This is a genomic window from Lysobacter sp. (assembly GCA_013141175.1).
Classification (GTDB): Bacteria; Pseudomonadota; Gammaproteobacteria; order Xanthomonadales; family Xanthomonadaceae; genus Lysobacter_I.
The window spans coordinates 2,605,950-2,618,783 of sequence record JABFRN010000001.1 but is presented as its reverse complement, the minus strand read 5'-3'; the positions used below and the strand labels follow the sequence as shown (position 1 = coordinate 2,618,783).

9 protein-coding genes are annotated in these 12,834 nt (G+C 64.8%); 4 read left to right on the top strand and 5 right to left on the bottom strand.

What is annotated here, in order from left to right; all coding sequences use genetic code 11:
- Window positions 1-32: 32 nt before the first annotated feature.
- Genes HOP03_11485 through rpiA form a run of 3 tightly spaced genes read left to right on the top strand, consistent with a single transcriptional unit; the run spans window position 33 to window position 1,751 of the window.
- The gene (locus tag HOP03_11485; GenBank protein NOT88793.1) at window positions 33-632 is read left to right on the top strand and encodes a 5-formyltetrahydrofolate cyclo-ligase; all 600 of its coding nucleotides are present in this window, start codon (window positions 33-35) and stop codon (window positions 630-632) included.
- Complete coding sequence (locus tag HOP03_11480; GenBank protein NOT88792.1) at window positions 629-1,096, top strand: EVE domain-containing protein; 468 nt, start codon at window positions 629-631, stop codon at window positions 1,094-1,096. Before HOP03_11485 ends, HOP03_11480 begins: the two co-directional genes overlap by 4 nt.
- 7 nt (window positions 1,097-1,103) lie before the next feature.
- Entirely contained in the window at window positions 1,104-1,751 is a 648-nt protein-coding gene (gene rpiA / locus HOP03_11475; GenBank protein ID NOT88791.1) for a ribose-5-phosphate isomerase RpiA, read from the top strand.
- 110 nt (window positions 1,752-1,861) lie between these two features.
- Here the strand turns inward: rpiA and HOP03_11470 are convergent, their stop codons facing one another.
- Window positions 1,862-3,829 (bottom strand): hypothetical protein, encoded by a 1,968-nt coding sequence (locus tag HOP03_11470; protein ID NOT88790.1) that lies wholly within the window; start codon window positions 3,827-3,829, stop codon window positions 1,862-1,864.
- Between the two features lie 313 nt (window positions 3,830-4,142).
- On the opposite strand from HOP03_11470, the gene HOP03_11465 reads away from it, so the two are divergent.
- Window positions 4,143-5,504 (top strand): DNA polymerase, encoded by a 1,362-nt coding sequence (locus HOP03_11465; protein ID NOT88789.1) that lies wholly within the window; start codon window positions 4,143-4,145, stop codon window positions 5,502-5,504.
- 4 nt (window positions 5,505-5,508) lie between these two features.
- Here HOP03_11465 and HOP03_11460 read toward each other — a convergent pair whose 3' ends face one another.
- The 4 genes from HOP03_11460 to HOP03_11445 all read right to left on the bottom strand — a co-directional run bounded on the left by HOP03_11460 (window position 5,509) and on the right by HOP03_11445 (window position 12,743).
- Window positions 5,509-7,740, bottom strand: a complete 2,232-nt coding sequence (locus tag HOP03_11460) for a hypothetical protein (protein NOT88788.1) — start codon at window positions 7,738-7,740, stop codon at window positions 5,509-5,511.
- A gap of 471 nt (window positions 7,741-8,211) precedes the next feature.
- A complete protein-coding gene (pepQ, locus tag HOP03_11455) occupies window positions 8,212-9,543 on the bottom strand; it encodes a Xaa-Pro dipeptidase (GenBank protein NOT88787.1) in 1,332 nt (443 codons plus the stop codon).
- 171 nt (window positions 9,544-9,714) lie between these two features.
- Window positions 9,715-10,062, bottom strand: a complete 348-nt coding sequence (locus HOP03_11450) for a PilZ domain-containing protein (protein ID NOT88786.1) — start codon at window positions 10,060-10,062, stop codon at window positions 9,715-9,717.
- The gene (locus HOP03_11445; protein NOT88785.1) at window positions 10,062-12,743 is read right to left on the bottom strand and encodes a DUF1631 domain-containing protein; all 2,682 of its coding nucleotides are present in this window, start codon (window positions 12,741-12,743) and stop codon (window positions 10,062-10,064) included. Before HOP03_11445 ends, HOP03_11450 begins: the two co-directional genes overlap by 1 nt.
- Between the last annotated feature and the right edge of the window lie 91 nt (window positions 12,744-12,834).

Sequence of the window (12,834 nt, the reverse complement as noted above, 5' to 3'; positions counted from 1 at the left end):
CACACCCGACATTCCTTCCACCGCGAGGCGACATGACCGACGACCGCGACGCACTGCGCAAAGCGCTCCGCGGCACGCTGCGCGATCGTCGTCGGCAACTGCCGCCGGCAGCGCGCATCGCCGCCGCCGAAACGCTCGCCGTGCGCTTGCTGACGCTGTCGTTCGCGCCCGATGCGGGCCACGTCGCCGGTTATTGGGCCATGGACGGCGAAATCGCGCTGCATGCCTGGCAGCTGCGGCTGCCGCCGGACGTGCGCTACTGCCTGCCGGTGCTGGGCGACGACGATCTGCTGCGCTTCGCACCCTGGCGCCCGGGCGAAGCACTCGCCACCAACCGATTCGGCATTCCGGAACCCGTCGAAGCCGAAGCGCTGCCGGCCGAAGCGATGGCCATGATCGTGCTGCCGCTGGTGGGTTTCGACAACGCTGGACAACGCTTGGGCATGGGCGGCGGCTGGTACGATCGCAGCCTCGCTTTCCGCCGCGATCGCGCCGCGCCGCCACCGTGGCTGGTCGGCGCGGGCTTCGCCGTCCAACATGTCGATGCCCTGTCCTCCGAGCCGTGGGACGTGCCCCTCGACGCCATCTGTACCGAATCCGAAACCATCCACACGCACGCGACCACCGCATGACCGCTCGCAAACACTATTGGCTGATGAAATCCGAACCCGAGGATTTCTCCATCGACGACCTCGCCCGCGTCGGCGCGGAACCGTGGACCGGCGTGCGCAACTACCAGGCGCGCAACTTCATGCGCAGCATGCGACTCGGCGACGGCGTGTTGTTCTATCACTCGAACGCCGATGTGCCGGGCGTGTACGGCCTCGCCGAAGTCGCCGCCACCGCGTATCCGGACCCGACCCAGTTCGAACAGGAATCGAAATATTTCGACGAGAAATCCAGACGCGAAGAACCGCGCTGGGATCTGGTCGATGTGCGTTACGTGCGCACGCTCAAGCGCGCGATCACGCTCGACGACATTCGCGGACAGGCCGACAAACTCGGCGAAGAGTTCGCGCTCATCCGGAAGGGAAACCGACTCTCCGTGCTGCCGGTCACCGCTGCGCAGTGGAAAATCATTCTCTCCCTCGAGTAATTCCCCCATGTCAGAAGCGAAGAAACTGGCCGCACTCAAGGCACTCGACTACGTTCAGGACGGCATGATCGTCGGCGTCGGCACCGGCTCCACGGTCGCCCATTTCATCGATGGCCTTGCCGGCATGAAACACCGCATCGCAGGCGCCGTCTCCAGTTCCGAACAGAGCACCGTGCAGTTGCGCAAGCACGGCATCGAGGTGCTCGAACTCAACAGCACCGGCCCGCTGCCGCTGTATGTGGACGGCGCCGACGAATGCGACGGCCACAAACGCCTGATCAAGGGCGGCGGCGCGGCGCTCACCCGCGAAAAAATCATCGCCGAAGCCAGCAAGACGTTCGTGTGCATCATCGACCCGAGCAAACAGGTCGGCATCCTCGGCCGCTTTCCGCTGCCGGTGGAAGTCGTCCCGATGGCGCGCAGCCTGGTCGGTCGCGAAATCGTGCGCCTGACCGGCGGCCAGCCGGTATGGCGCGATGACGTGGTCACCGACAACGGCAACTGGATCATCGACATCCACGGCCTCGCGATCACCGATCCCGTGGGCATGGAGCGCGACCTGAACCAGGTGCCCGGCGTGGTCAGCGTCGGCCTGTTCGCGCGCCGCCCGGCCGATGTGGTGATCGTCGGCGGCAAGCCGCCAACCGTGCTGTAAGCCATTGACTCATCGATCCGACAGGCCGACTTTCAAGGTTCACGGATAACAGCCCGGCGACCATCTCGCGGTAGCAAGCTGCCGCGAGATGGTTGGTGACCGTCGATACATCAATACAACTGTTGCGAGAACGGCGAGTTGCTGGCCCCATTGCCACTGATGTTGAAGGTTGGCCAAGCGTATGTGCCCGATGCCGCGGCCCGGCACTGATATGTGCCGCTCTGGCCCGGCGCGAGGCTGGTCAGCCCATTGCCCCAGACGTGGAAAGAGCCGCCCGTGCAGCTGTGGACGATGGACGTGATGGTCCCGGTGCCGCCGTTGCGCACCGTCACCGTGACAATGTCGCCGGAAGCACCGGGCGCCGTCCGGGTATTGGACACCCGTTGCAACAGCCCGGGCCCGCCATTGCCGCCGCCGGGCGGAGCGGGATCAAGAATCGGCGCAACGCTCGACGAGTTGTTGAACACGCGGCCATCGTCGTCGCGGGTGCCGCTGGCGCGCAGTCTCCAGACGGAGGAGCTGTTGTAGATCTTCGTGGTCGTGGTGTCGGTCCGGGAAGGCACGGAAACGGTGGTGACCTGACCGGCGGGATCGACGATATCGACGAAGTACGTATTCTCGAAAGGCACGCAGGGACGCATCGAGGTACGCAGCACGTGTTCGTATTGGGTGCCGGTGAAACTGCCTGCCTGCTGGCGCAGCACCGGCGAGAAGATGCTCGGCGACCCGCTGTCGGTGTAATACAGGCGCCGGTTCCACAGCGGCGTGTGGTTGCCCTCGGTATTCAGCACCTTGTACAGCCCACCGTTGATCTTGCGGCCGGCCCAACCGCCGACGGACACGTAACGTACCCGCTCCCCGCCCAGCAGCGACCAGGACGACACCAGCGAAACGCGGGCCTGCAGATCGGCGAAATAGGTGTTGACGGTTTCGTTGTATCCGTCCTTGTCCGCATCGCCGCAGGCATTGCCGTAATAACCGTAGACCTGGAGCGGCGTCGAGAACTTGAAGCCGATCCCCGCCGATGCCAGATACCAGTTGCCGATCGGATACACGCGTCCTTCCAATCCCACCTTCACGAACGGGTCGAAGGTGGCATCGGCCTGTACCGCCCAATTCGGATTGGGATTGCTGAGCCTGACGGTTGAGGTATCGCTGCTGCCGCTGCAGTTGCCGTTGGCGCAGGTGTAATTGAAGGTGATCTGTCCGGAAAGCTGCGAACTGTATTCGACCGTCGTCGATGCACTGAGGATCACCTTGTACCCGTAGTCCATCGGGATCGCGTAGGTGTACCAGACCGGAATCGGCCCCAGCCAGACGACGCCATTCGATTTGTACAGGTCTTGGCGGCTGGAATCCTCGGCCACGGTGGTGCTGACCGACGCGGTCAACGCCAAGCGCGAATCGTTGAGATTGATGTTGCCCACGGCACCGGCTTCCTTGAAACGCACGGTGTAGGGAATGCACAGGCTCCAATCGGATTTCTTGTATTCGACGACGATCCTGACATCGGCCGACCCGTTCATCCGGCCGTCGAACGTGAGGGTGCCGCCGAAGACGCCCTTGGATGCATTGACCGTATTGAACGGGATATTGCGCGACAGCGTGTACGTCCGCCAGCCGCTGTTGCAGAACAGTCCCTGCGGGGTCATCCGTGCCCGGCTCATGCCACCGCCTGCGCTTTCGCGACCCTCGGCGGAGTTGTACGCGGTGGTGGAATCGGGCTCGATGTATTCGGCGAACGTGGTGGCTGCGGTGCCGTTCGCGATCGCGTTGACCACATCGCGATCCACATAGATCGGACCGTCGCCGAATCCGTCGCTGAGGATATTGTCCTTGGCCGCCGAAGGAATCGGCGCATACGCCAGACCGGCGGGGCTGTCGATCTCGATCAGCACCGCGTTGCGGGTGGTGTAGGTGCCTACCGTTTGCGCGGTTCTCAAGCTGGTACTGGCAAGCGGCATCGCGATCTCGCGCCACCCCGGCCCTTGGACGCCGGTGTACGTCTGCGCCTGGACACTGAGGCTCAGCAGCGCCATCGCTGCGCCTGCACAGGCGCGTCGAATCAACTTCTTCATCTTTCCATACTCCCTGATGATGGATATCCCATGCAGGCTCCCCAAGCTCCCGACGCCGACCTCACGGGTCCGGACGCGTGGCGAGTATGGCAAGGCCCGTCGGCCGGGAACGGGCGCGCATTCATGCGCAAAATGGCATCCGCTCACACTTCCCACCATCAGCCCCGCGAAAAGCAATCCGGAAGCCGCTTTAGCGCGCGACCGGGCAGACGGTGCCATAATCGATCCAGCCGGTCCGGCGACAGGCGACTCGACCGATCCATCCGCACGCGCCGTTGGGGCGGACGCGCCGCAGACACGCTGCGACCCGCCCATGACCCTGCGCTGCCTCTTCGTCGATTTCAATTCCTACTTCGCCTCGGTGGAGCAGCAGGACGACCCGCGACTGCGCGGTCGCCCGGTCGGCGTGGTGCCGGTGATGGCGGAAACCACCTGCTGCATCGCGGCGAGCTATGAGGCCAAGGCCTTCGGCGTGAAGACCGGCACGCCGGTGTGGGAAGCGCGCGAGAAATGTCCGGACATCGTGCTGCTCGAAGGTCGGCCCGCGCGCTATGTCGAAGTGCATCACCAACTGATGGACGCCATCGGCGATTGCATCCCGCACGACAAACCCGGCTCCATCGATGAAGTGCCCTGCTGGCTGCTCGGCCGCGAGCGCCAGCGCGCGCATGCCGAAACCATCGCCGGCAACATCAAACGCACCCTGCTCGATCGCGGTTTCGATGCGATCCGCTGTTCGATCGGTATCGCGCCCAATGAATTTCTCGCCAAGACCGCATCGGACATGCGCAAACCCGACGGGCTGACGGTGCTGGAAATGGCCGATCTGCCGCACGCGCTGCACGCACTGGAGCTGCGCGATTTCTGCGGCATCGGCCCGTCGATGGAGCGGCGCCTGCATCGCGCCGGCATCCGCACGACCGAGCAACTCTGCGCCGCCACCCGCGACCACCTGCGCGCCGCGTGGGGCAGCGTCGAAGGCGACCGCTATTGGCTGCAACTGCGCGGCCATCACCTGCCGCGACGCGAAAGCCAGCGCGGCTCGGTCGGGCATTCGCATGTGCTCGGCCCGGAACTGCGCCATTACGACGGCGCGCGTTCGGTGCTGTTCAAACTGCTGGCGAAAGCCGCGATGCGCCTGCGCAAGGAAGCCTTCCTCGCCGGTGGGCTGTCGATCCGCATGCGCTTCGTCGGCATGGACAAGCGCTTCGAACGCGACCTGTCGTTCGCACCGATCGACGACACGCCCACGTTCCTGAAGCTCCTCGGCCACGAACTCGAGGCACTGGAACGCGCGCTCGCAAACGGCCGCTGGAATCCGAAACGCTATCCGCCGCTGTCGGTGGCGGTGACGCTGGTGCATCTCGAACCCCGTGGCCAGATCAGCGGCGAACTCATGCCCGAACGCCAGCGCAGCCGGGAAACGAGCGTGGTCCTCGACAAAATCAACCAGCGCTACGGAAACAACGCGCTCTACTTCGGCGCGATGCAGCATGCGTTGTCGCAGCAGGCCGCGCCGATGCGGATCGCCTTCGGCCAGATCCCGCAGACGGACGTCGAGGAAGACACGAACAACGAACTGTGGCTCAAACGCGAACGCCAGTTCAAAGTCCTTGCCGAAACCGCGCATCGCGAAGCGCGCGAAAAAGCGCGCGCCCCGCGAAGCCCGGTCTAGGGCATCACACCAGCGTCAACGTCAACGTGTAGGTGCCGCCGCTGAAGTCCGCGCGCTCGGTCACGATCATCGCACCCGGATCGAGCGGCGTGGCGCCGGGACGCGCACCGCTGCGGTATTTCGCCGCCATCGCGAATTCGAGACTGCCATGATCGTTCTCGACGCTGTCTTCCTCGACGATCTTGAGCTGCAGCCGATCGACGTAAGTGATGATGGACGGGATCCACGGATCGAGCGGGCGGGGAGCGTTGGTATCGAATTCTCCGAGCTCACTGTTCTTGATGACGACGACGCTCATGTCGTCGACAAGCATCTGCACCGCGATATCATCCGAGCCGATATCGAAAGGACTGTCGGTTTCCTCGACGCATTTCAGGATGACGGATTGCGGCGGCGGGAACCCGGCCAAGGGATTGAACCCTTCCGGGTTGGCGCCTTTCTCGTATCCCGCCGGCGTATAGAGCACCGAAACATTCGAGTCCCACGACAGCGAGAAGTCCGAGCCCGCAAAACCGCTGCCCGGGTGACGCTGCGCGACCACGAAATAGTGGCCCGCCTTCAGCTCCACCACCAGCGAAAACGCGCCTGTCCCGTATTGGGTATTGGCCATGACATCGAGCACGTCCGGCGCGACCTGCTGGCCGATGATCAGACGCATCGACGCACCGCCACTGCTGGATGCACCTGTCAGACGGACTTCCTGCGGCTTTCCGCTCGTCGTGGGCAGGACATCGAATTCGAAGTAACGGGCGTCCACCACCGGTTCGCCGCGTTCGCCGTCGCCCAGGAGGCACTCGTAGTCGCTGTCGGGAAAGCCGATGCGATGATTCGACGTTTCCGTCACCCGACGCACCAGTCCGATCGCGTCGCTCAGGCTGGTGCCGAGAAAGCGACGGATGTTCAAGGCGTAATCCGGCGTCGCATGGCGATCCGGCGACTGCACCTTCACGAACACGGGCGCATCCGGCAACAGATATTTGACGCTGCGTTCGGCGCCGCGATCCAGCGTCTGGTAGATCGCCAAGGGGCGACTGAGATTGGCCTCGCCATACAGTGTGATGTCGGCACCGAACGTCGCGAATTCGTAGGTGCCCGGCTTGGTCACGCAGAACCAGTCGATCTCGCCGGCACGCAGCCTCCCGCTGGTACCGAAAGACGGTGACGTCTCGTCGCAGGCCACGGGAATTCCGCGCGCGGCGCTGGTGCCAGGACCGCGATGATCGGGCATGAAGTCGGCGACCACCGGCCAATGATCGCTGGTGAACGACAACGTCTGCATCGTCACGCACAGCGGATGATCGATGAACGCGTGCTGCAGGGTGCGGTTGCCGGTCCCCGGCCGGGTCAGGAAGTAGTCGTAACGACGATCGCCATTGGCCGTGGGCGCGGTGATGCCGGGATCCACCGGATGGGTCAGGCCAGGACTGCGGTATTCCCACAGATGCGGACTCTGCTCGAAGGCGACCGCATCCCAATAATCGGCGGGGCCGCTCATGGGCTGGGAGAAACGCGCTTTCCACTCGGTGCCGGCATCACCGGCGTTCGGCAGGGTCATGGCGCCGTCCACGTTCACGTCGCCGCAATGCACGAAATCGTACTGACTGCCGCCTTCGGACAGCAGCGGCTGCAGATTGCCCCAAGCCTCTTCGAACTGCGAAAGACGGATCCCGGAATCCTCATCGTCGTCCTTGTCGCTGGCCTGCATGTGGGTGGCGCTGACCACGTATTTGTCGCCGCTGGGCAGCAGCAGGCGGATCGCCAGCGCGCCTTTTTCGGACAGCGCATCGTCGTTGGTGCGCTGCGAATAGGGCTTCCAGTTGAGGGCCGGAAGCGTCGTCGCGGCATCGTCCGGATTGGGCTTTCGATCGAACGGAAAACGGCTGAACAACATCAGCCCGCTGTCCTGCGATGTTCCGAACACGTCGATCAACCCCAGCGTGAGCACACGAAGACCGACGGAAAGCGCGACGAAACCCGCGCTGTCCGTGTCAGCCAGCGACGACGCGAAACCGCGCTCGCCGCCGATGCTTTCCACGTAATGGGGATACTTCGTCTTGAGCCCGGCGACGAACTTCTCGCGGGCGGTGTCGGCGAACACCTCGTTCAGGCAGACGATATCGAAATCCCAATGCGATGCCACGATGCGGCGCGCGATCTCTTCGGCGCGGACTCCGTTGTCGACGTTGTCGACGATCGGACGACATTGGACGTTGTAGGTCAGGACGCGAAGATGCATGAAAACTCCTTCCGATGGAATGATGCGGTTGATGCGATGCAGCCCGGACCGGCAGCCTCGCGTCGCGAGGACGTGGGGAGACAGCCGAACGCTCACCGCTTTCGTGGCGGCGACACGAGGCTCACCCCGCGAACAGACATGACAAACGCGGTATCCGGGTGAAACCGGACTCCATCGGAAAGAAAAATATCGCTTGCCGCCAGCGGAAGATCAGAAGACCGTGTGCGCAGCGTCATGCCCGCGCACGCGGGCATCCAGCGTCTTCGCTCTTCTGGAATTCTTGCGGACTTCGCGACGTCCTTCTCCTCCCCTTGCGCATCGCGCAGGGGGAGGCTGGGAGGGGGTGCATTTGCTTCGTGATGCTTGCTCGTCCAAGCACACGGCGCTTTGCCCTTGCAGACGCGACGCAAGCTGCGATGCTTTCCGTTTCGGCAAGATCCAATCGCGGCTTCCGCCGCTCCCACAAGAACATCACGCGGTCGCGAAACCTTCCCGCGTGAGATTGACCGGCGCACCCTCGGTGCACACCACATCGTCCTCGATGCGGATGCCGCCGAACGGACGGAACGCGGCGACGCGATCCCAATTCACGCTCGGGCCGAGGCCTTTGTCCTTGAGCGCATCCAGCAACATGTCGATGAAGTAGATGCCCGGTTCGATGGTGACGACCATGCCCGGTTCCAGCGTGCGGGTGAGGCGCAGATACGGGTGGCCGTCGGGTTTGGCGATGGTGCCGCCCGCGTCGGAGGCGGCGAAGCCGGCGACTTCATGCACCTGCAGGCCGATGCCGTGGCCGATGCCGTGCGGGAAGAAGGCGCTGCTGACGCCGGTCTCGACCGCGATTTCCGGCGCGGCGTTGATCAGATCGAAATCGCGCAGGATCTTCGCCAGCGCGAGATGCGCATCGAGATGGATGTTCTTGTAATCGGTACCCGCACGCACCTGCGCGCACATCGCCAGCTGCGCGGCGTCGACCGCGTCGATCATCGCCTTGAACTCGCTGCCGGGGTCGGCGGCGTAGGTGCGGGTGATGTCGCTGGCGTAGCCGCGATGGCTGCCGCCGGCATCGATGAGGAAACTGCGCACCGGACGCGGCGCCTGGCGGTCGCGATCGGTGTAGTGCAGTACAGCGCCGTGCTCGTTGAGGGCGATGATGTTGTTGTACGGCAGATCGTTGGCGTCCTGGCGCGCGGCCTGGCAATACGCGAGATGGATGCCGAATTCGCTGGCGCCGCTGTGGAACGCGCGTTCGGCGGCGCGATGGCCGCGCACGCCGACGCGGGTGGCTTCGCGCATCATCGCGATTTCGTAGGACGTCTTGTACGCGCGGTGATAATGCAGGTGATCCAGCACCGGCGTCGGGTTGTTCGGCGCGAACGCGCCGTACTGGCCCAGCGCACTCTGCGCCTCGCCGAGGATCGCGCAATGGCTGGCGTTCTTCGGCAGATGCTGCTTGGCATCATCGGGATTGCGGATGATGCGGATGTCGAAGTGTTCGACCCAATCGCCGTTCGGCGCCTGCGGCACGACATGCCAGTAATCGTGCGGCTGCAGGAAAACGACTTTCGGACGCTCGCCCGGCGTGTACACCAGCCAGCTGCCGGGCGTGTTGGTCAGCGGCAGCCAGGCCTTGAAATGCGGATTGACCGCGTACGGATAATCGCGGTCGTCGAAGACCTGGTAATGCTGCGTGCCGCTGGGCACGACCAGATGGTCGAAGCCGCCGCGCGCCAGCGCCGCATCGGCGCGCGTGCGTTGGATGGCGAGATGATCGGCGTAGAGACGGGAGAGATCTGCAGGCATGACGGTTCGCTCGGAATGGATTCGGGGGAGATTCGGCGGAACGCGGGTGGAAGCGACACAACGCCTGGAGCGCATTCTGCTGGAGCGCATCCTGCGGGAAGAAACGGCGACCGCGACGATGCATGTCGCGGGATCGGTCCAGCGACGCGACGGCCGGACACCATCGCGTCATCAATCGTAGTGCGAACCCGGCGCTTCGACCCAGCCATTGAGGCGTGCGCGATGCGCGTCGGTGAGCGAGATGAAACGGAATCCCGCCCAGGACTGTCCCGGCGAGCTGGCGCGATCGACCCACAGCAGGTGCGCGCCGACTTCGATGTCGGCACCGTCGACGCCGGGCAAGCGGAAGCGGAACTGGTACAGCGCATCCTCGGTCAGCGGCGCGCTGGCCATCAGCAGCATGCCGCCTTCGGACAGGTTGCCGATGCGGCCGACGATTTCTTCGGTCATCACGTCGCTGACCAGCACGGTCTCGGCGACTTTGCGCCGCGGCGAACGGCGGTGGTCTTTGCTGCTCATCACGCACTTCCTTTGGGCGGCAATCCGGCGGATTCATCGCCGATCAGACCGGGATACGGCACCGCCCTCGGGTTGCCCGGCTCCGTACTGGGCACGGAACGGACGAAGGTCCCTTCCGGTGCCGTCACTGTCGCATCGATCGGCGCAGCAGGTCCGGAACGCACGGCGATATCGGCTTGGGCGGCGGCTTCGCCGGGTTCGTCCTCGGGATGCTCCTCGCGGTGCCCGGTCAGGGCGCGCAGCGCATTCATCGCGGCGCTCCAGGCGCGATCGACCAGACCGGCACGCTGCACGGTGACGATCCGGACCTGATCCTTGGCCATCATCCGCGCGAGGCTGTCGAGCGAGTGCTCGCCGATGCGCTGGCCGCGCTGGTTGACGAACAGCGCGTTGTCGGTGACCGGGCTGAACCACGACATGCGACGACGGACCACGTCGCCCTGTTGATTGGTGACGAACTCCATCCAGGTGCCGAACGGCAGCAGGCGCAACTGTTCGTAGCACTCCTGCTCGTGCGGGGAGCGCGCGGGCAGGTCGGGCTTGCGCGCCTTCTGGGAATCCTCGCCCAGGCGCACGCGCGCCTTGAGTTTCATCGTCAGTTCGGTGCGCGACTCGCCGTCTTCCTCGTCGCGCACGTTGCTGGACAGGCGTTTGGCGATGACCTCGGCTTCGTCCTCGTGATAGCCGACCTGCTTCAGCGCCGATTCCACATGCGCCTTCAGCGCCGGGTGTTCGGCGTTGGGATCGCGATCGGTGCAGGCGGCGATGATCTGACGGGTCGCGTCGATCTGCCGGTTCCACTCTTCCGAACCTTCGCCGTGGCGCAGGAAGGTCAGGGTCAGCACATCGGCCCAGGCCTGGTTCAACAGCGCACGGGTGAACCTCGGCAGCGGCGCTTCGCCGATGATTTCGGTCAGCACCTGCTCGGCGCGCAGTTTCGCGGCTTCGAGTTTTTCCTTGCCGCGCGCGGCTTCGACGTGCCGCTTTTCGAGGGTTTCGGCGCGACGCACCTGGGTGTCGATATGCGCCTGCAGTTGTTTGTTGCTCTGCTCGAAAACCTCGAGGTTGCCGTCGTAATTCTTGACCGCATGGGTCACCGCCTGCTGCAGCGGCGCCAGCAGTTGCGGATCGAAGTCGTCGTCGGCCAGCCATTTCGCGGCGGTTTCCGACACCGTGCTCAGCAGTTGCCGCGCCGGGTGGTTCGGGCGGACGAAGAACGCACGGTCCTGCAGGGCGACCCGCAGCAGGGTGAGCTGCATGCGCTTGACCAGCGCCGCAGCCGGCGCGTCGTCGCGGATTTCGCGCTGCAGATGGCTGTAGAGCAGTCCGACGAGATCGAAGGTGTCGCTGTCGCTGGGCGCCAGCGCGACCGGTTTGCCGTATTGCTGGCGCGCTTGCGCCAGCAGCGATTGCTTGATGTCCTCGATATCCGGCACGTTGCCGCCGGACATCGGCTCGGCATCCATCCGGCCCAGCGTCTGCAGCAGATCGCGGGTAACGATGGTCCGCTCCGGCCGCTGGTTGGGCGGAATCGGATTGTGGCGCTCGGCCTCGGCGCGACGACGCGACAGCAACTGCTGGAGATCGTGGTACGCCGCCTGTTCATTGGCGACCGCCGCGCTCGGCATCGGCTGGCCCATCCACGTGGTGAATGGGCGATTGGGGTCGTTGCTGCCCTCGTCCGCATACGCACCCGCGTCGTCGGAGCCGGCGAGTTGACCGCCGGGCGATCCGGACCCGGACATCCAGCTCTGCGCACCCGGCTGACCCCTGGCCTGCGGGCCGCCGCCCTGCGCTTGCGGTGCCCCGCCACGCGGGCCGCCGCCTTGAACACCGCCGGGACGCGCGCCCTGTGTCGACTTGCCTGCGCCCGCGCCTTCGGCGGGGTCTTCGTTTTCGCCGTCTTCGTCGTTATCGGTATCGCTGTCGCCACCGCCTGCGCCGGCTGCGCGGGTGCGCATCGGCACATAGGTCAAGCCGGGCAACACGCCTTCTTCGACCAGCAGCGCATCCAGTTTCTCGGCCAGCCCCAGGCATTGGATCATCACCCGGCGATCGAAGATCCGATAGAACAACAGCCGTGCACCATGATCCAACTGCACGCTTTCGGTGGCATGACGGATCGCACGGCACAGCGCCTGCGGACCGAGCGGAATCCGCTCGCTGTCGAAAGCGGGTGCCGCCGCAAGCACGCCGAAACGTTGGCCCAACAGGTGCAGCACGAGATTCGCGCGCGATTCCTGGCGCGAAGCGATCGCATGCAGCACCGCACCCTCGTCCATCACCGATTCGTCGACGAGGCTGAGATTCCGGAAGTTCACCATCGGCGCGGGCGTCGTGGCCGGACGCGACGTCGCCGAGAACAGCATCGGCTTGCGGATGCCCGCCAGCCCGGTTTCCACCACCTGCATGAAGCGCGGCACCAGATCGTGACGGTTCAAACGCACGATGCGCAGGGTGTGCATGTAATCGGTGGAGCCTCCGCCGATGGTGCCGATGCGGTCGGCCAGGCGGAACAGCTCTTCCTCGAACTCGGTCACCGTGGTGACGAGATTGCGCTCCAGCTCCTCGCTGAACAGCGCCAGCGCACGCTCGAGCGTTCGACGCACGCGACGCGGCAACCCGGCAGAGGCCAAGGTCCGTGGCGCGGTGTGATCCTGGGGGTCGGTCGGTGCAGCCATCTCAGCCTGTCGAAGTGCGACGGTAACCGCATTTCTTAACATGTTCGGCCGTCGCGAGCCAATTGCTGCAGTGCAACAAACGCGATCGCTG